Below are 18931 nucleotides of genomic sequence, written 5' to 3' on the forward strand. Positions count from 1 at the left end.
TTTCGTCCCTGTCCCCGGGGCCGGGGGGGGGGGTGGGGGGGCGTGGGGGGGCACCCCCCCCCCCCCCCCCCCCCCCACCCCCGCGCGAAGATGCGCAAAGTTCCCGAACCGGACGCTTTCAGCTCGAAAAGTGTCCCATGTGGACACTCGCAGCCCGATCGGCCCTCGTCGGTCGGCGCGGACCCGGGCCGCAAAGGGTGCGCGGCTCGCCATATTTGACTTACCGCCCAATAGAACCCTCTTTGCCGCTCACGACACCCTCGTGGAACCGTGCAGGCTGCCCAAGCCGGACACCGATAGTCCGAAGAGTGTCCTTTGTGGACATTTATGGCGCGGTCGGCCCTCGTCGGTCAGCGCGGACCCAGGCCGCAAAGGGTGCGCGGCTCGCCATATTTGACTTGCCCCTCAATAGAACCGCCCTTACCACTCACGAGACCCAGTACGTCACGCCACTGTGGCATCCAACGTGACCTCGACGTTCCCGCGCGTCGCCTTGGAGTACGGGCACACCTGGTGCGCGCCCTGGACCAGCTCGTCGGCGGTGGCCTGGTCGATACCCGTGGCCTCCAGGTGCAGCGCGGCGCTCAGGTGGAACTCGCCCGCGTCGGTGTCGTGGTGCAGCGTCACCTCGGCGACGACGGCGAGGTCTTCCAGCTTCACCTTCTTGACGCCCGCGACGCGGCGGACGGCGCCGACGAAGCAGGACGCCCAGCCCGCTGCGAACAGTTGCTCGGGGTTCGTGCCATCGCCGGAGCCGCCGAAGGTCTTCGGGACGGCGAGGCCGACGTCGAGCACGCCGTCGTCGGAGGTCGCGCGGCCGCCGTTACGGCCTTCCGCGGTCGAAGTGGCGACGGCGGTGTACGTGGTTTCAGACATGCCGCAACGGTAGGAATCCGTCCCTGACCTCGGCGACCGTCGGACGACGTCAGTCCTGTACGTCATGGGCGGACGACGTACGCCGACGACGTCATCCGACGGTCGCCGACGCGGGCCGGGCCCGCCTACCGTTCCGCGCATGTCCTCCCTGCCGCAGGAAGTCCGGTATCGCTTCACCGTGCTCGGCCCGCCGGGTTTCACCAGCGGCGGCATCCGGCTGGATCTCGGGTCTCCGCAACAGCAGGCGGTGTTGATGCTGCTGCTGGCCAACGCGGGCAGTTTCGTCCGGACCGGTGAGCTGATCGACGGGCTCTGGGGCGAGCGGTCGCCCGCGACCGGCGAGGCCGTCATCCGGACCTACATCTCCCGTCTCCGGCGGCTGCTCTCCTTGCAGGGCTTGGGTTCGGCGATCATCTCGCGGTCCGGCGGCTACCGGCTGGAGCCGGATCGCTTCGAGGTGGACGCGGTCGAATTCGCCGGGCTGATCGAAAGTGCGCGCCGGGCGCACAACGCGGACACGGCGGCGAAGCTGCTGGAACGCGCGCTCGGCCTCTGGACCGGAACGGCGCTGGCCGGCGTCCCCGGCGAAGCGGCCGAACAGGAACGCTCGCGCCTGGAACGGCTGAAACTGACCGCCACCCAAGAGCTGCTTCGGCTGCGCCTGGAACTCGGGGAACACGACGAGGTGATGGCCGAAGTGCCCGCGCTGATCGAACGGAACCGCCTCGAGGAACCGCTGTACGAGATCTATCTCCTCGCCCTTCATCGCGGCGGGCGCCGGGCCGAGGCGCTCGAACTCTATCGCTCGGTCCACGACCTGTTCGACGAAGAACTCGGGGTCCGGCCGGGGCCGAAACTGCGGGCACTGCACGAAAAGGTGCTACGCGCCGAGGACGAGCGGACGCCCGCACTCCGCGAACCGGACCCGCTGTTCGTCGGACGTGACCGTGAACGCGCGGAGTTCCGGCGGCTGCTCGCGAAAGACCCGGCCAAGGGCGTCGAGGTCCTGTTCCTCACCGGACCGCCCGGCATCGGAAAGTCGACCCTGCTGCGGAAGTTCGCCGACGACGCGGCGGCCATGGGCAGACCCGTACGCCTCTTCGACGGGCTCGATGATCCGGCGGAGGCTTTGCGCCGCCTGCCCGAAGACGTCACGGTCGTGATCGCGGGCCGGAGCGGTCCGGACGCCAAATTGCTGGTCGATCCGGCATGGTCGGGCCGGATCCGCATCAGGAAGCTCGAACCCTTGAGCGACAACGAGTCCGCTGCGCTGCTCGAAGCGCGCGGTGTCGGCCCAGACCTTCGGAGGTCCATTGTGGACTTCGCGGCGGGGAACCCGTTCGCGCTCTCGCTGGCCGCCGAGGTCAGCAGGTCGCCGCGAGCGGACGCGGCGCGCTACGTGGTGGACACCGTTTACGCGCAGCTGGCCGGTGACCCGCCGACGGAGGCGCATCGCTGGGCGTTGTACGTGTGCGCGCAAGCGGATCACACCACCGAAGACCTCCTCCGGTCCGTGCTGCCGGGAGGACGGTCGTCTGAGCTGTTCGACTGGCTCCGCGACCACCCCTGCGTCGAGACCGCCACTCACGGCCTCGTCCTCGGCGGTGTGCTCCGCGAGGCGCTCGACAGGCACCTCCGGTGGCGTGACCCGGCCGGCCACGCACGGATGCGCGGCCGGATCAGCCGGGTCACGACCGGCCGTTGATCAGGTGTGCAGCCACACCGCCGTATCCGTCGGGAGCTCACCGTCGACCGGGCCACTGGCCAGGAGCACCTCGCGATGCGGCGGCAGCGGTACGGGCTCGTCGGAGAAGTTCAGCACGAAGGTGAAGCCCGGCTCCCGGGTGAACGCGAGCACGCCGTCGCCCAGCGCCAGCCACTCCAGATCACCGGGGCCGAGTGCGGGAAGTTCGTCCCGCAGGCGCAGGCCGGAGCGGTAGAGCCGGAGCATCGACGCCGGCTCGGCCGCCTGCGCCTCCGCCGTGCTGGCGCGCCATTCCTCGGGCTGGGGCAGCCATGTCCCACCCGCACCGAAACCGAACGGCGGCGCGTCACCGGACCAGGGGAGCGGGACACGGCAGCCGTCACGACCGGGGTCGGCACCGTTCGTGCGGGTCCACACGGGATCCTGACGGAGTTCGCCGGGGATGTCCTCGATCTCCCACAGACCGAGCTCTTCCCCTTGGTAGACATAGAGACCGCCGGGCAACGCCATGGTCAGCAACGCCGCCGCCCGTGCCCGGCGGGTCCCGAGCTCCCGGTCGACCGGGGTGCCGTGCAGCCGGTCCGCGAACGCGAAACCGGTGTCGCCCTCGCGGCCGTACCGGGTCACGTGCCGGGTGACGTCGTGGTTCGACAGCACCCAGGCCGCGGGCGCGCCGACCTCCTCGTGCGCCGCCAGCGTGCGGCCGATGACATCTCTGAACCGGGCGAAATCCCAGGGACACACCAGGAAATCGAAGTTGAACGCCGCGTGCAGCTCGTCGCGGCGCAGGTACCGCGCGGCCCGCGACATCTCCGGCAGCCACATCTCGCCGACCAGCACGCGGTCGCCCGGGTAGCTGTCGGCGATCTTGCGCCACGACCGGTAGATCTCGTGAAGCCCCTCCTGATCGGAGAACGGCGTCTCGTCGCCGGGGTCGACATCGGGCAGCCGCGGATCCTTCACCAGCCCGTCGGCGACGTCGATGCGGAAGCCGTCGACACCGCGGTCGAACCAGAACCGCAAGATGTCCCCGAAATCCTGGCGGATGTCCTGGTTGTCCCAGTTGAAATCCGGCTGGCGCGAGCTGTACAGGTGCAGGTACCACTCGCCGTCCGGGACCCGGGTCCAGGCGGAGCCGCCGAAGCGTGACTTCCAGTTATTCGGCGGCTCGGACCCGTCGAGCCCGCGGCCCGGCCGGAACCAGAACCGTTGCCGCTCCGGAGATCCGGGCTCGGTGGCGAGCGCGTCCTGGAACCAGCGGTGCTCGTCGGAACAGTGGTTCGGCACGATGTCGATGATCACGCGGATCCCCTTGGCGTGGGCCTCGGCGATCAGGTCCTCCGCTTCGGCGAGCGTGCCGAAGAGCGGGTCGATCTCCCGGAAGTCGGCGACGTCGTAGCCGCCGTCGTCCATCGGTGACGGATACCACGGGGTGAACCAGATCGCGTCGATCCCCAGTTCGGCCAGGTAGTCCAGCCGTGCGCGGACCCCGGCGAGATCGCCGACGCCGTCACCGTTCCCGTCCGCGAAACTGCGGATGTAGACCTGGTAGATCGCCGCGCTGCGCCACCATCCGGCGGCCTGCCCCAATGCGGTCACGGAAATGCCCTCCTCAGTCGTTCGTGGATACCCCGAATGCGGCGAAGAATTCAGCCCTTGAGGCTGCCGGCGGTGAGCCCGGCGAGAATGTGCCGCTGGAACGCCAGGAACAGCGCCACCATCGGCAGGCTGGCCAGCACCATCCCGGCGACGAGCACGTTCAGCGGCATGTCGATGGCCACCCGTTGCAGCATCACCGACAGCGTCTGCTTCTCGGTGTCCGGGAACACGAGCAGCGGCCAGATGAAGTCCTTCCACGCGGCCACCACCGCGAGGATCGAGACCACGGCCAGGATCGGCCGGGAGATCGGCAGGATGATCCGCCACAGCGTGCGCACCGGCCCCGCGCCGTCGAGCCGCGCGGCCTCGATCAGCTCGTCCGGGATCTGGTCGAAGAACCGTTTCAGCAGGTAGATGTTGAACGCGTTCGCGGCGGCGGGCAGCCAGACCGCCGCCGGCGAGTTGATCAGGTTGATGTCCAGCAACGGCAGGTCGGTGATCGTCACGTAGGTGGGCACCAGCAGGGCCGCGGCGGGGAGCATCAACGTCGCGAGCATCAGGCCGAGCACGACGTTGCCGAATTTCGGCCGCAGCTTCGACAACGCGAACGCGGCGGGGACGTCGATGGCCAGTTGGGCCAGCCAGGCGCCGCCCGCGACGATGACCGTGTTGAGGAAGTACTTGCCGAGGCTCAGCTGGTCCCACGCGTCGGCGAACGTCTCCGGATGCCATTCGTTCGGGATGAACGTCGCGGGCGTCTGCGCCAGCTCCTGCGGTGACTTCATCGCGCCGGTCACCGCCCAGTACAGCGGGAACAGGAACGCGATGACGAACAGGAGCAGCGTGCAGCCGAAGATCACGGCATACCCGATCTTGCCGCCGGGGCTGCGGAGCGTGCCGGGGGAGACGAGCGTTCTCATGACTCATCCGCCTTCCGGGTCAGGCGCACGTACAACGCGGAGAACACCCCGAGCGCGACGAACAGCAGCAGGCTCAACGCGCTGGCCGAGCCGAAGTCGTTGTAGACGAAGGCATAGCGGTAGAGCAGCAGGAGCACGGTGACGGTGGAGTCGTCCGGCCCGCCGCCGGTCATCACGTACGGCTCGGTGAACACCTGCATGGTCGCGACCACCTGCAGCAGCAAGAGCACCAGCAACACGAACCTGGTCTGCGGCAGGGTGACGTGGATCAGGCGTTTCCACAGCCCCGCGCCGTCCAGCTCCGCGGCTTCGTAGAGCTCGCCGGGGATGGTGCCGAGCGCGGCGAGATAGATCAGCGTGGTGCTGCCCATGTTCGCCCACGTCGACACGAACACCAGCGACAGCATCGACGTGTCGCTCGAGTCGAGCCATTGCCCGCCGGGCAGGCCGGCGGCGCCGAGCGCGGAGTTGAACAGGCCGGCACCCGGGTCGTAGAACCACTTCCACATCAGGGCGGTGACCACCGGCGGCAACATCACCGGCAGGTAGACCGCGAGCCGGAAGAACGCCCTGGCGTGCCGCAGTTCGTTGAGCAGCACCGCGGTCAGGAAGGGCACCACGAACCCGAAGACCAGCGCGAGCCCGGTGAACAACAGCGTGTTGCGCCAGGCGACGCCGAACAGGGGGTCTTCGAACAGGCGGGTGAAGTTGTCGAACCCGACCCACGTCGGCGGGTTGACGAAGTCGACCTGCTGGAAGCTCAGCAGGACCCCGCGCACGATCGGATACCAGGAGAACAGCGCGAACACCACGAGTGCGGCGCACAACAGGCCGTACGCGGTGAGATTCTCCTTGAGCTTGCGGCGCAACCGGTTCCGGCGGCGTTCGGCGGCCGGGGCGACCGGCCGACCGGCCCGCGACGACGTTGTCGCGGGCCAGTCGAGGACGCTACTTGACCTGGGCGAGGACACTGTTGACCTTCGACTCCGCCGACGACAGCTGCTGATCGACATTCGCGTTCCGATCGGTGAGCACCGCCTGCATCACGCTGTCGAGAATGGCGTAGACCTGCTGCGCGTTCGGCGGCTCGATACTGCCCTTGATCCGCGAACCGGAGTCCACATAGGACTGGTAGTTCTCGGCGGGAACGTTGGCGTGCTTGGCCTTGACCGCGAGCTGCTGATCACGGACGGCGCCCTGCCAGACGTCCGGGGTCGGCTCGGCCGGCAGCCCGACCGGCTGCTTGCCGTCGACGTACTGCTGGACGTGCTTCTCGAAGCGCTCCGGGTTGAGATACTTCCAGCGGACCCATTCCAAGCCGGCCTTGATCTTCTCCGGCGAGGCCTTGGGGTTGAGCATGTAGCCCTCGCCGCCGAGCAGCGTTCCCTGCCCGCCCGGCATTCCCGCGACGCCGTAGTCCTCGTACTTGCCGTTGAACTGCTTGACCAGAACGGGCACGTTGTCCGGGGCGGCCATGTACATGCCGAGCTGGCCGGCGCCCATCATGCGCTGGACGTCCTGGGCTTCGAGCAACTGCTTGCTGCCCATGGTGTCGTCGTCCCACCGCATGGCGCGCAGCTGGTTGAGAGCGGCCTTGGCCTTGTCGTTGTTGAACGCGGCGACCCACTTGCCGCCGTCCTTGCGGGCGACCTCGCTGCCCATCGAGTAGAGCCAGCCGGTCAGATGCCAGCCGCCCTGGTTGTTCTTGCTGTAGTCGGCGTATCCGACGGTGCCGTTGCCCAGCGCGGCGATCTTCTTCGCGGCGGCGCGGACTTCGTCCCAGGTCCGCGGCGGTTTGTTCGGGTCCAGCCCGGCCTTCTGGAACAGCGGGCGGCTGTAGAGCAGGCCCATGCTGTAGTTCATCGTCGGCAGACCGTAGAGCTTGCCGTCGGCGTCCCGGAAGTTGTCCAGTAATTCCGGCTTGATGTCGCCGACGTTCTTCAGGCCCTTGGCCGCTTCGGTGATGTCGGCGGCCTGACGGCGCGCGATGATCTGCGCCGGGTCGGTGAAGTAGACGTAGTAGACGTCTTCGAGCTGCCCGCCGGCGAGTTTGGCGGAGAACGTCTTCGGGTCCATGAACCCTTCGTGGGGCTCGATGTCGATGTCCGGGTGGCTCTCCTCGAACTCCTTGACGTCGGCGTCGAACACGCCGCGCTCGAACGGCTGGCTGGTCGGGGGCTGCCCGGTGACCGTGATCTTGACCTTGCCCCCGGCGCTCTCGCCGGAGTCGGCACCGCAGGCGGCCGTCCCCAGGGTGAGTCCACCCGCAAGGAGCAGGCAGAACATCCGGCGGCGCACGGTGGGGGACCAAGTGCTGCTCATCTTCAAGCCTCATCTCGGGATCGCGACGGCTGTCACGTGATTGCGGTCACTCTAAAGTGAAGCCCCGGATTAACGCAATAACTGGATGAGAACTTGCAACTTTTCGACAGTCACCGTCGGCAAGGATGCCGCAAGCGCGTGAAGGCCTCCTTGAGGGACCCAGAGTCCCTCAAGGAGGCCTTCACGGACCGTTCGGGAGGCTCGCGACTCGACGACCTCGCAAGTAGTCGGCTAGATGCGGCGCGCGGTGGAGCCCCGGACGACGAGTTCGGGCGCGAACAGCAGCTCCTCGGCCGCCACCTCTCCACCGTTTATGCGCTTGACCAGCAGTTCCACCACGGCGCGGCCCATCGCCTCGATCGGCTGGCGGGTGGTGGTGAGCGGCGGGTCGGTGCAGTTCATGAGGGCGGAATCGTCGTAGCCGACCACCGAGATGTCTTCGGGTACCGACAATCCCTGTCGCCGGGCCGCGCGGATCGCGCCCAGTGCGAGGAGGTCGCTCGCGCACAGGACGGCGGTCGCGCCGCGCGGGTACAGCCTGGCCGCGGCCGCGTGCCCGCCTTCGATGGAGAACATGCCGTGTTCGACGAGTTCGTCCAGGACCGGGAGGCCGAGTTTGCCCGCGTAGGCGCGGAACGCCTCGAGTTTGCGCTGGGACGGGACGTGGTCGGTCGGGCCGAGGACGAGGCCGATCTTCTCGTGGCCGAGCGAGCTCAGGTGGCCGACGACCTGTTCGACGGCGACCGCGTCGTCGCACGAGATCTGCGGCAGCCCGAGGTGGTCGACGGCGGCGTTGATCAGCACCGTGGGCAGGCGGCGCTCGGCGAGATGGTGGTAGTGCGCGTGCACCGCGTCGGCCTGGGCGTAGAGCCCGCCGGCGAACACGACACCCGAGACCTGCTGCTGCAACAGCAGTTCGACGTACTCCGCTTCGGAGACGCCGCCCGCGGTGCGGGTGCACAGGACGGGGGTGAAACCCTGCTGGGCCAGCGCGTTGCCCATGATCTCGGCCAGCGCGGGGAAGATCGGGTTCTGCAGTTCGGGAAGGACCAGCCCGACCAGGCGGGCACGGTCGCCCCGGAGCTGGGTCGGCCGTTCGTAACCCATCACGTCCAGCGCGGTGAGGACGGCGGCCCGGGTGCTCGCGGAGACCCCGGACCGGCCGTTGAGCACCCGGCTGACCGTGGCTTCACTGACCCCGACCTTGCGGGCTACTTCGGCAAGACGACGCGTCATGGCTGAAACATTACCGCAAGCGAGCGCAAAAACTAGACACTCTTGATCGGTGCGGTGGCCCGAAAGTCACGCGAGGACGGAATGAGTGCGGCGGCCGCAGGTGCGGCGAAGCAGACGACCGCGCACGCCGCCAGTACCGGCGTCGCCCCGAACCGGTCGATCGCGGGCGCGATGAGCGCCAATCCGGCGGGCGCGAGGCCGTAGGAGAACAGGAAGTCCAAAGAGGACACTCGCGCGAGCTTTCCCGGTTCGACCTCCCGCTGGGTCGCGGTGAACCACGGGACGTTGAACAGTTCGATGCCCAGCCCGGCGACGGCGTACGCGGCGACGACGAAGGCCGGGTGCACCGGGAACAGCAGGCTGAGCGGTGCGAAGCCGTAGCAGCCGAGCCCGGCCAGCGCCGTCCAGCCTTGACGCTTCGGGCGCCAGCGCGCGATGACGACCGCGCCCGCGAGCGCGCCGAGGGTGTACGCGGTGAGCCCGGCGGCGAGGATCGCTTCGCTGTCATAGCGGTCGCGGCTGACCAGCGGCAGCACGACACCGGTGGCGGAATAGCCGGTCGCGACGACGGCGGTCAGCGCGCCGAGCCCGGCCAGGAACCACGGGTGGCGGCGAGCTTCGCGGAGACCGTCGGCGAACTCGCCGAAGAAGCGGGTCCCGGCCGGGGCGGGCGTGAACGTGCCACGCGGCGGGATCAGCGCCGCGCCCAGCCACAGCACGCCGGTCCCGATCACCAGGGCCGACGTCGAGGCGAACTGGGAGAGCAGCGCGGTGAGCCCCGGTGCGACCAGCGTCGTGACCCGGACGGCGAGGGTCATCGCGGCGTTGGCCTGCTGGCGGCGGTCTTCGGTGATCACCTCGGCGGTCAGCGCCTGGAACGCCGGGCGGCACGCGCCCTGCCCGATGCCGACGACGGCGGCCGCGGTGGCCATCAGCAGGACGGACCGGCCCATGCCGGTGGCGATCAGCGGTGTGGCGAGACCGGCGATGAGACCCGCCCAGAGCACGACCCCGCGGCGGGAATGCCGGTCGGCCAATACCCCCGCCACCGGGACGGCCACGAGGAATCCCGCCGTCCGCGCGGCGAGCACGATGCCGAGGTCCACAGCCGAAAGCGACCGTTCCAGCACCGCCAGTCCGAGGATGAACGGCAGTGCCCAGGTCGCCAGCCCGGAGGCGGTGTTCCCGGTCCAGAGCCGGAGGAACGGCAGGCTGCGGAGCACCGGGCCGACGATATCAAGGAGAGACAACGGGCCCGTTCGCGCTCTACTCTGCCTCCCGTGCGCACGCCGACCCCGACCCGAGGCCCGGCCAGGCGCCTTCGCGGCGGGGCCGTGGGGGTCCTGACCGGGACCTTGGCGACCGGTGCCCACGTCGGGACCAGCGGGCGGCTCCCCGACCTCGGCGTCGTCGTGCTGCTCGTCGCCCTGCTGAGCTGGGTGGCGTACGCGTTCGCGGGACGCCGCCGCGGCCCGCTCGCCATCCTCGGCCTGGTGGCGGGCGGACAACTGGCGATGCACGCCTGCCTGACCTTCCTGACCTGGCAGCCGCATGCCCATCACGCCGAATCCCCGGGCAACGGCCTGTCCATGGTGGCCGGGCACGCCGTCGCGACCCTGGTGGTGGCGATGGTGCTCGCGGGTGCCGAGCACGTCCTGTACGCGCTCACGACGCTCATCGCTTCGGTTCTTCCTCGACGCCTGACACCGCGGCCGGCGACGGCGCCGCTGCGGATCCATGTCCCGCTCGCGGTGGAGTTCCCCGCGACCGAGGCGCTCCTGCGAGACGTGCTTTCGCGGCGCGGCCCGCCGGTGACGTTCGCCTGATCCCCGAAACCCTGCCGAGACCCGTGTCCCGGCAGGGCTCAGCACGCGCGCCGTGACCACTCCGGCGTGCGGCGCAGGCGCACGCCTCCCCACCCGACGCCTCAGGAGTTCCCCCCATGGCAACGCGAATCGAATCGACCACGAGTCCGCCGCGCACGACCGGCTGGCGCGGGCTGTTCCTCCGGCTCCACTTCTACGCCGGCGTTCTCGTCGGACCGTTCATCCTCATCGCCGCGCTGAGCGGCGTGCTGTACGCGGCGACGCCGCAGATGGAGTCCTGGATCTATTCCGACCAGCTCCGCGCACCCGTCGGGCTGAACCAGGTCTCACTCGCCGACCAGGTCAAGGCGGCACAAGCGGCCCACCCCGGCGGCGAGCTGGTCGCCGTCCGGCCCGCCCCCGAACCGGGTGACACCACTCGCGTGCTGTTCGCCGAGGACGGGCTCGGCGAGTCCGAACGGCGCGCGGTGTTCGTCGATCCGGCCACCGCGCAGGTGCGCGGGGATCTCGTCGCGTACGGCTCGAGCGGTGCCTTGCCGTTCCGGACCACGCTCGACCAGTTGCACCGCAACCTGCTGCTCGGTGAACCAGGAAGGCTCTACAGCGAACTCGCCGCGTCCTGGCTGTGGGCGGTGGCGCTGGGCGGTCTCGTGCTGTGGGTGAGCCGTCGTCGTACCCGCCGGGCCGAGAAGGCCGAGTCCGCGCGCGGGAAGTCGGTGCGCCGTCACGGATCCGTCGGTCTGTGGGTACTGCTCGGCGCGCTTTTCCTGTCCGCGACCGGGCTCACGTGGTCGGCGTACGCGGGCGAGAACGTCTCCGCGCTGCGTGAATCCCTCGGCTGGGCCACTCCGGCGTTGAAGGTGACCGGCGCTGACGAACATGCCGGACACGCCGGTCACGGCGAAGCCCCCGCCGCACCGGCGCCCGCGAAGCCCGAGAGCGTGGACGCCATGCTGGCCTCCGCCCGTGCCGCCGGTATCGACGCCGCCTCGGTGGAGATCGGGCTGCCCGCGAAACCCGGGGCTCCTTGGCAGGTGGCGGAAATCGAGCGCGGCTGGCCGACACAGGTCGACGCCGTCGCGGTCGACGGGACCACCGGGCAGATCCTGGGCGAGGTGCGGTTCGCCGACTACCCGCTGATGGCGAAGCTCGCCCGATGGGGCATCGACGCGCATATGGGCGTGCTGTTCGGCTGGCCCAACCAGATCGTGCTGCTCCTGCTCGGCGCCGGTCTGGTCACGCTGGTCGTGCTCGGCTACCGGATGTGGTGGCAGCGCAGGCCGACCCGCGCGACCGGGCTGACCTTCGGGCGGCCCATCCCGCGCGGTCAGTGGCGCAAGGCGCCGCCCGCGCTGCTGGTGGGTCTCCTCGTCCTGGCCGCCGCGATCGGCTGGTTCGTGCCGCTGCTCGGCCTCAGCCTGCTGGCGTTCCTGGTGATCGACCTGCTGCTGGGCCTGCGCTCCCGTGGCCGGGCCGAACCGGATGCCACCGACGTCACCGTGTGAGTTCCGCGCTCGCCGTCCACAACCGGGCGGCGAGCGCGGTGTCGGCGAGCTTCCCGCGGACCGGCTCTCGCCTCGGCTCACCGCGCAACCCGAACATGCGCGGGCCGAACATCTCGCCGCCGCGCACGGCGGGGTCGAGGACGGCGCGTACCGCGGGCCAAGCGCCGGCTTCCTTGCCCTGCAACAGAAGCCCGGCCGGGAACTTCCGGCCGGCGGCCTCCGGGTGCACCGGCCTCGGCGGGGTCAGGGCGTCGAGCGCGCCGCCCGGATGGTCGACGACGCTCAGGACCGTGCTCCCGGCCGCGCGCAGCCGCCTGTCGAGCTCGAAGGCGAACAGCATCTGTGCCAGTTTCGAGCGCGCGTAGGTGCGCTTGGGCTGGTAATCCCGCTTGCTCTGGAGGTCGTCCAGGTCGAGTTCCGCCGACTTGCCGACGAAGCTGCCCGTGGTGACGACGCGGCCGGCTTCCGCCGCTTCGAGCAACGGCATCAACCGGTGCACCAGCACGAAATGCCCGAGATGGTTGGTGGCGAAGGTCAGTTCGAGCCCCTCGGGGGTTTCACGCCTCGGCTGGTCTTCCAGGAGTACGCCCGCGTTGCAGACGACGGCGTCGAGCCGGTCGACCCCCAGAGTGTCCACTGAGGACTCGAGGGAGGGGAGATCGGAAAGGTCGAGCCGCAGGTGCCCGAGTCTCGCGTCGGGGACCAGGGAGCGGATCGAAGCGATCGCCGCCTCCGCCTTGGCTGCGTTCCGGCTGCCGAGGAGCACGGTGGCGCCGGTGCCGGCGAGCTGTTCGGCGACGAAGTAACCGATCCCCGCGTTGCCGCCGGTGACCAGGAAGGTCTTGCCGTCGGCACGCGGCAGGTGGTGGACGTCCCAGTGGCCCATGGCGTGCTCCTCAAAGTCGAAGTCACTCCGAACATACACTCACTTCGAATTCGGAGTCACTTCGATGTATTGTGGTCGCATGGGAGCGACAGAGCCGGGCAGGCGTGAACGCAAGAAGGCGGCGACCCGCCAGGCCCTGTCGGGGGCGGCGCGAGAACTGTTCCTGGAACGGGGTTTCGACAACGTCACCGTCGCGGAGATCGCCGACGCCGCCGACACGGCGGTGTCCACGCTGTTCGCGCATTTCCCGGGTGGCAAGGAGGCGCTGATCCTCGGCCACGGCCACGAACGGGAAGCGGCTTTGGCCGCCGCGGTGCGTGACCGGGCCGAGGGCACCTCGATCCTGGACGCGTTGCGGGACTTCCTCGCGACCCGCGGCCCGTTCGATCCGGCTCCCGATCCGCTGTCACGCCGGGTCGCGGAGCTGGTGATCGCCACCCCGGCGCTGCGCGCCTACGCCAGGACACTGTGGACAGGGTGCGAAGACGCGCTCGCGAAGGTCATCGCCGAAGAGTCCGGTCGGGACGATTTCTCCGTGCGGTTGCTGGCCCGCTACGTCCTGGAGGTCCCGGACCTGGCCGGCGTCGAGGCGGATCCGGCCGCGGCGCTGGACGCCGCGTTCGTCTTCCTGCGGCGAGGCTGGCCGGGGTTCTGACCGTCCGCCCCGAGGTCCTCGGTCGGCACGTCGTGCGTCTCGCGCGCGGTGAGCGCGGCCGCGGAACTGAGCAGGCACACGGCGGCGGTGAAGACGGCGACGCCGAGCCAATCGTCCTTGCCCGAGCCGATCGCGGCCACCACGCTCGGGGCGAACCCGGCGATCGCGAAGCCGATCTGGGTGCCGATCGCCATTCCCGAAAGCCGGACCTTGGCGCTGAACATTTCGCCGTAGAACGACGGCCAAACCCCGTTGACGGCGCTGTAGGCGACGCCGAACAGCAGGATGCCGACGGTGAAGATCAGCGGATACGAACCGTCCGAAATGGACCACAGATACGGGAAGATCAGCACCGCGCAGGCGAGACAGCCCGCGATGAACACGGGTTTGCGGCCGATCCGGTCGGAAAGCCCGGCCAGGAACGGGATCGCGAGCAGCGCGGCGACGTTGGCCAGCACGCCGACCCACAGGATCGGGCCACGGTCCAGCCCGACCGTGTTGACCGCGTAGCTCAGCGCGTAGACGGTGAAGATCGTGCTGACGGAGGCGATGGTGGCCGCGACGACGACGCGGAGCACGTCCTTCCAGTGCGTCCGGAACAGCACGGCGACCGGCAGTTTCGCGACGTCGGACCGGTTCTGTTCGAAGACCGGGGTTTCGTCGATCTTGCGGCGGATCACGAAACCGACGACCACCACCGCGGCACTGCACCAGAACGGGATCCGCCAGCCCCAGGTGAGCAGCTGGTCCTGGGGGAGCGCGGCGATCGGCAGGAAGACGGCGGTGGCGAGGATCTGCCCGGCTTGTGTGCCGCTGAGGGTGAAGCTCGTGTAGTAGCCGCGCCGGTGGGACGGCGCGTGCTCCAGGGACATCGAGTTGGCGCCCGCCTGCTCGCCCGCGGCCGAAAGTCCTTGCAGCAGGCGGAGGATCACCAGCAGGATCGGCGCGAGCACGCCGACGGAGGCGTACGTCGGAAGGCAGCCGACCAGGAACGTCGTGGCGCCCATCAGCAGGAGCGTGAACACCAGGACCTTCTTGCGGCCCAGCCGGTCGCCGACGTGCCCGAGCACGAACGCGCCGACCGGGCGGGCGAGATAGCCGACGCCGAAGGTCGCCAGCGCGAGCAGTGTCCCGGTGGCGGGGGAGGAGGCGGGGAAGAAGACCTTGTTGAACACCAGTGCGGCGGCGGTTCCGTAGATGAAGAAGTCGTAGTACTCCAAGGCGCTGCCGATCCAGGCGGCCAGTGCGGCCTTGCGGGGCATGCCTTGCGTGACAGGGGAGGGAGGGGCCACGTCGACACTCCAGGGGACGATCCAGCAATGTACGATCTAGTTAGTTAATACAGCGTGCGAGACTGTGTCCCGGTTGTCAAGAGCCGTGATTTCAGGCGGTCAGGTACTCGATCACGAGGTCGCCCAGCATCAGGCGATAGTGGTCGCGGCGCGCGGGGTCGAGCATGTCCCGGCCGAAGATCGCGGAGAAGGTGTGCCGGTTCGCGAGGCGGAACACGCAGAACGAGCTGATCACCATGTGCACGTCGAGCGCGTCGACGTCCTCGCGGAACCGGCCGGCTTCGCGGCCGCGGTCGAGGATGCGGGAGAGTACGTCGAGAGCCGGATTCGCCATGCCGGACAAGACTTCCGACCGGGCGATGTGTTCGCCGTGGTGGATGTTCTCGATACTCACGAGGCGGATGAAGTCCGGGTTCGCCTCGTGGTGGTCGAAGGTGAGCTCGGCGAGCTGGCGGATCGCGTCCTCGGGTTCGAGGTGGTCGACGTCCAGATCCTGTTCGAGCGCTCGGATGGTCGCGTACGCCCGTTCGAGCGCGGCGACGTAGAGCTGCTCCTTGCCGCCGAAGTAGTAGTAGATCATCCGCTTCGTGGTGCTCGTGCGGGCGGCGATCTCGTCCACCCTCGCGCCGGCGTATCCCTTGTCGGCGAATTCCCTGGTGGCCACCGCGAGGATTTCGGCGCGGGTGCGTTCCTTGTCGCGCTGGCGCTCGACCTCGGACGACGGTGCGGCCACCTGACTCCCTCCGAACCGCTGGTGGAAGGCCTCACTCTAGCGCAGCCCTTCTCGTGCCGGCCGGTCCACGCTACAGTGAACTCACTAGTTCGTACATTAACGGAGGATCTTGGTGACCAGCTACCTCATCGGCCTGGTCGGCACCGGCATCGGGCCGTCGCTGAGCCCGGCGCTGCACGAACGGGAAGCCGACGAACTCGGGTTGCGCTACGTGTACCGGCGGCTCGACCTCGACGTGCTGAGGCTGCCGATCGGCGAGGTGCTGGCCGCCGTGCGGACCGCGGGCTTCGACGGTCTCAACATCACGCATCCGGTGAAGCAGCGGGTGTTGCTGTATCTCGACGAGGTCGCGCCCGACGCCGCGGCGCTCGGCGCGGTGAACACGGTGGTGTTCCGCGAAGGGCTCGCGACCGGGCACAACACGGACGCGACCGGTTTCGCCCGCAACCTCACCCGAGGCCTGCCGGACGCGGACATGGACACCGTCGTCCTCCTCGGCGCGGGCGGGGCGGGCGCGGCGGTGGCCCACGCCCTGCTCTCCCTGGGCACCGGACGGCTGATCGTCCACGATGTCGACTCCGCGCGAGCCGGAACCCTGGTCGCCGCGCTGCGACGGCGTTTCGGCGACGACCGCGCGCTTCCCGGTTCCCTCGACGACATCCGGGGCGCCGACGGCCTCGTCCACGCCACACCGACCGGGATGGCCGCGTACCCGGGGTCGCCCGTTCCCGCCGAGGCGCTGCACCCGGGGATGTGGGTGGCCGACATCGTGTACCGGCCGCTGGAGACCACGCTGCTCAAGCAGGCGCGCGAGCGGGGATGCCGGACCCTGCACGGCGGCGGGATGGTGGTCTTCCAGGCGGCGGACTCGTTCCGCCTGTTCACCGGCGCGGAGCCGGACGCCGACCGGATGCTCCGGCATTTCGAAGCGCTGGAAGGAAAACCCGCCCATGTCCGGTGACACCGCCATCGCGACCGTCTGCCTTTCCGGCACGCTCGAGGACAAACTCGCCGCGGCCGCCGCGGCGGGTTTCCACGGTGTCGAGATCTTCGAGAACGACCTGATCGCGTCGAGGAGGTCGCCGTCGGAGATCAGGCGGCTCTGCGCCGATCTCGGGCTCACGATCGACCTCTACCAGCCGTTCCGCGATTTCGAGGCGGTGCCGCCGGACCTGCTCCGGTCGAACCTCCGCCGGGCACGGCGGAAATTCGACCTCATGGCCGAACTCGGGGCGGACACCGTGCTGGTCTGCTCGTCGGTTTCGCCGGACGCCGTCGACGACGACGAGCTCGCCGCCGCGCAGCTGCGTGAACTGGCCGAACTGGCGGGGGAGCGCGGGATCCGCGTCGCCTACGAAGCGCTCGCGTGGGGCCGGTTCGTGAACACGTACGAGCACGCGTGGCGCATCGTGCGGCGGGCCGACCACCCGGCCTTGGGAGTCTGCCTCGACAGCTTCCACATCCTGTCCCGGCGCAGCGATCCCCGCGCGATCCGGACGATCCCGGGGGAGAAGATCTTCTTCCTGCAACTGGCCGACGCGCCCTTGCTGGACATGGACGTGCTGCACTGGAGCAGGCACCACCGGCTCTTCCCTGGTCAAGGCGCGTTCGATCTGACCGCGTTCACCGGGCACGTCCTGGCGGCCGGCTATCGAGGACCGCTGTCGCTGGAGGTCTTCAACGACGTGTTCCGGCAGGCGGATCCGCGGCCCGCGGCCGTCGACGCCATGCGATCGCTGGTGGCCTTACGTGAATCCGTTGGCGCTCTTGAGCTTCCCGAGGCTCCTCGGCTCGACGGGCACGCCTTCGCGGAACTCGCCGTGCCGGGGACCGTGCTCGCGGACCTCGGTTTCGCGCACGTCGGAACCCATCGCTCGAAACCGGTTCAGCTGTGGCAGCAGGGATCGGCGCGTTTGCTGGTGAACGAGGCCGCCGCGGACGGCACGATCAGCGCCCTCGGCCTGATCAGCGCGGACCCGGCGGGCGCGGCGCGACGCGCGGAGACCTTGCTCGCGCCCGTGCTGCCCCGCGAACACAGCCCCGGTGAAGCGGACCTTTCCGCCGTCGCCGCGCCGGACGGCACCGAGATCTTCTTCTGCGGCGGCGATGAATGGCTTCGGGACTTCGTGCCGACCGGGACGGCGCCGTCGGGGGCGGGGATCACCGGCATCGACCACATCGCCTTGACCCAGCCTTTCGACCATTTCGACGAGGCGACGCTGTTCTATCGTTCGGTGCTGGGCCTGCGGCCCGACCCGGTGTCCGAGTTCGCGGCGCCGTTCGGGCTCGTGCGCAGCCGGGCGGTCGGCGACGGGGCCGTCCGTTTGACGTTGGACAGTGCGTTGGTGAGGCGAGGGGAGTGGGCGCCGGGAGTGCCTTCGCCGCAACACATCGCTTTCGCTTGCGATGACGCGATCGCCGTCGCGCGCGCCCTGCGCGACGGTGGTGCGCCGGTGCTGGAGATTCCCGGGAACTACTACGACGATCTCGAAGCGCGGTTCGATCTGCCGTTCGCCGCGGAGCTGCGGGAGAACTCGGTGCTGTACGACCGCGACGAGTACGGCGAATTCCTGCACTTCTGCACCGAGCTGGCCGGGTCCCGGGTGTTCTTCGAGGTGGTGCAACGGATCGGCGGGTATCGCGGCTATGGGGTCGTCGACACGCCGGTGTACATGACCGCGCATCGGGAGCGGCGCCTCAGCCTGGCCGGTGTTGAATGAGGGGGTGACCAGCGATTCCGCTCCGCCCGCCGACCTGGCCCGCCGCGTCAGCCGGGTGTGGCGGCGCACCGGGGAACTCCCACCCGCGTTGCCGCAGCCGTATGTGGATCTGCTGGTGTTCGCGGACGGTTCCCTGTGGTTGACCGGGCCGGAAACGGAAGCCAGGACCGGGAGCCTGGCCGAACCCTTGACGGGCGTGCGGTTGAGGCCGGGGACGTGCGCCGCGGTGCTGGGGATCGCCGCGGACGAGGTGCCCCTGGCCGGGATACCGCTCCCCGGTTCCGGTCTCGACGCCGCGTTCCGGGCGTTGCGGGCACCGGCCCGCCCGGCCGACCTGGCGGTCGCTCAGGTGCTCCAGGCCATGCGCGTGACGCCCGGGGCGCCGGTGTCCGACCACGCGGCCGCGGCCGGGCTGTCCGAGCGGCAGCTGCGGCGCCGGTTTTCGGTGGCTGTCGGGTTGAGCCCCAAGGCGTACGCGCGGGTGGTGCGGTTGCACCGGGCGATGGCGCTGGCGCGGTCGTCGCCGGTGCCGGATTGGGCGGATATCGCCGTCCGCAGCGGGTTCTACGACCAGCCGCACATGATCGCGGAGTTCCGGCGCGCGGTCGGATCGCCGTGTGTCCGTTTCTTCCAAGCGGCTTCGGTGGACGGATAGC

The 18931-nt window shown here is 69.6% G+C and carries 17 protein-coding genes; 7 read left to right on the forward strand and 10 right to left on the reverse strand.

Annotation, left to right across the window (positions count from 1 at the left end; translation table 11 throughout):
• Positions 1 to 444: 444 nt before the first annotated feature.
• Entirely contained in the window at positions 445 to 876 is a 432-nt protein-coding gene (locus ACIRGA_RS22950; protein WP_400944232.1) for an organic hydroperoxide resistance protein, read from the reverse strand.
• Between the two features lie 139 nt (positions 877 to 1015).
• Between ACIRGA_RS22950 and ACIRGA_RS22955 the strand changes: the two genes are divergently transcribed.
• A complete protein-coding gene (locus ACIRGA_RS22955; protein ID WP_400944234.1) occupies positions 1016 to 2581 on the forward strand; it encodes a BTAD domain-containing putative transcriptional regulator in 1566 nt (521 codons plus the stop codon).
• On the opposite strand, the gene ACIRGA_RS22960 is transcribed toward ACIRGA_RS22955, so the two are convergent.
• The 6 genes from ACIRGA_RS22960 to ACIRGA_RS22985 all read right to left on the reverse strand — a co-directional run bounded on the left by ACIRGA_RS22960 (position 2582) and on the right by ACIRGA_RS22985 (position 10031).
• The gene (locus tag ACIRGA_RS22960) at positions 2582 to 4180 is read right to left on the reverse strand and encodes a glycoside hydrolase family 13 protein (protein WP_400944236.1); all 1599 of its coding nucleotides are present in this window, start codon (positions 4178 to 4180) and stop codon (positions 2582 to 2584) included.
• A 50-nt stretch (positions 4181 to 4230) separates the two neighbouring features.
• Positions 4231 to 5100, reverse strand: a complete 870-nt coding sequence (locus ACIRGA_RS22965; protein WP_400944238.1) for a carbohydrate ABC transporter permease — start codon at positions 5098 to 5100, stop codon at positions 4231 to 4233.
• Positions 5097 to 6071 carry a carbohydrate ABC transporter permease gene (locus ACIRGA_RS22970; protein ID WP_400944240.1) on the reverse strand — a complete coding sequence of 325 codons (975 nt, stop codon included), beginning with the start codon at positions 6069 to 6071 and terminating at the stop codon, positions 5097 to 5099. Before ACIRGA_RS22970 ends, ACIRGA_RS22965 begins: the two co-directional genes overlap by 4 nt.
• The gene (locus ACIRGA_RS22975; protein WP_400944242.1) at positions 6049 to 7422 is read right to left on the reverse strand and encodes an ABC transporter substrate-binding protein; all 1374 of its coding nucleotides are present in this window, start codon (positions 7420 to 7422) and stop codon (positions 6049 to 6051) included. The genes ACIRGA_RS22970 and ACIRGA_RS22975 overlap by 23 nt, the downstream gene beginning before the upstream one ends.
• Positions 7423 to 7653: 231 nt before the next feature.
• The gene (locus ACIRGA_RS22980; RefSeq protein WP_400944244.1) at positions 7654 to 8658 is read right to left on the reverse strand and encodes a LacI family DNA-binding transcriptional regulator; all 1005 of its coding nucleotides are present in this window, start codon (positions 8656 to 8658) and stop codon (positions 7654 to 7656) included.
• A 32-nt stretch (positions 8659 to 8690) separates the two neighbouring features.
• Positions 8691 to 10031: an MFS transporter gene (locus tag ACIRGA_RS22985; RefSeq protein WP_400944246.1), complete on the reverse strand. Its 1341-nt coding sequence runs from the start codon at positions 10029 to 10031 to the stop codon at positions 8691 to 8693.
• Between ACIRGA_RS22985 and ACIRGA_RS22990 the strand changes: the two genes are divergently transcribed.
• Together ACIRGA_RS22990 and ACIRGA_RS22995 are read left to right on the forward strand one after the other, a co-directional pair.
• Complete coding sequence (locus ACIRGA_RS22990; protein WP_400944248.1) at positions 9939 to 10484, forward strand: hypothetical protein; 546 nt, start codon at positions 9939 to 9941, stop codon at positions 10482 to 10484. The two genes, ACIRGA_RS22985 and ACIRGA_RS22990, sit on opposite strands and share 93 nt — an antisense overlap.
• Positions 10485 to 10600: 116 nt before the next feature.
• A complete protein-coding gene (locus ACIRGA_RS22995) occupies positions 10601 to 11989 on the forward strand; it encodes a PepSY-associated TM helix domain-containing protein (protein ID WP_400944250.1) in 1389 nt (462 codons plus the stop codon).
• Here the strand turns inward: ACIRGA_RS22995 and ACIRGA_RS23000 are convergent.
• On the reverse strand, positions 11979 to 12875 hold the full coding sequence (locus ACIRGA_RS23000) for an SDR family NAD(P)-dependent oxidoreductase (protein WP_400944252.1): 897 nt from the start codon (positions 12873 to 12875) through the stop codon (positions 11979 to 11981). The genes ACIRGA_RS22995 and ACIRGA_RS23000 overlap by 11 nt on opposite strands.
• A 79-nt stretch (positions 12876 to 12954) precedes the next feature.
• On the opposite strand from ACIRGA_RS23000, the gene ACIRGA_RS23005 reads away from it, so the two are divergent.
• On the forward strand, positions 12955 to 13530 hold the full coding sequence (locus ACIRGA_RS23005) for a TetR/AcrR family transcriptional regulator (protein WP_400944254.1): 576 nt from the start codon (positions 12955 to 12957) through the stop codon (positions 13528 to 13530).
• Here the strand turns inward: ACIRGA_RS23005 and ACIRGA_RS23010 are convergent.
• Both ACIRGA_RS23010 and ACIRGA_RS23015 read right to left on the reverse strand, forming a co-directional pair.
• Entirely contained in the window at positions 13428 to 14792 is a 1365-nt protein-coding gene (locus ACIRGA_RS23010; protein WP_400944395.1) for an MFS transporter, read from the reverse strand. The two genes, ACIRGA_RS23005 and ACIRGA_RS23010, sit on opposite strands and share 103 nt — an antisense overlap.
• Positions 14793 to 14913: 121 nt before the next feature.
• Positions 14914 to 15555 (reverse strand): TetR/AcrR family transcriptional regulator, encoded by a 642-nt coding sequence (locus ACIRGA_RS23015; protein ID WP_400944256.1) that lies wholly within the window; start codon positions 15553 to 15555, stop codon positions 14914 to 14916.
• Between the two features lie 112 nt (positions 15556 to 15667).
• On the opposite strand from ACIRGA_RS23015, the gene ACIRGA_RS23020 reads away from it, so the two are divergent.
• The 3 genes from ACIRGA_RS23020 to ACIRGA_RS23030 are packed head-to-tail and all read left to right on the forward strand — an operon-like array spanning position 15668 to position 18930.
• Positions 15668 to 16516, forward strand: coding sequence for a shikimate dehydrogenase (locus ACIRGA_RS23020; protein WP_400944258.1), 849 nt, complete (start codon positions 15668 to 15670; stop codon positions 16514 to 16516).
• A complete protein-coding gene (locus tag ACIRGA_RS23025) occupies positions 16506 to 18275 on the forward strand; it encodes a bifunctional sugar phosphate isomerase/epimerase/4-hydroxyphenylpyruvate dioxygenase family protein (protein ID WP_400944260.1) in 1770 nt (589 codons plus the stop codon). The genes ACIRGA_RS23020 and ACIRGA_RS23025 overlap by 11 nt, the downstream gene beginning before the upstream one ends.
• Before the next feature lie 4 nt (positions 18276 to 18279).
• On the forward strand, positions 18280 to 18930 hold the full coding sequence (locus ACIRGA_RS23030; protein ID WP_400944262.1) for a helix-turn-helix domain-containing protein: 651 nt from the start codon (positions 18280 to 18282) through the stop codon (positions 18928 to 18930).
• Position 18931: the final 1 nt, after the last annotated feature.

It is taken from the genome of Amycolatopsis sp. NPDC102389, from assembly GCF_044765885.1.
GTDB lineage: Bacteria > Actinomycetota > Actinomycetes > Mycobacteriales > Pseudonocardiaceae > Amycolatopsis.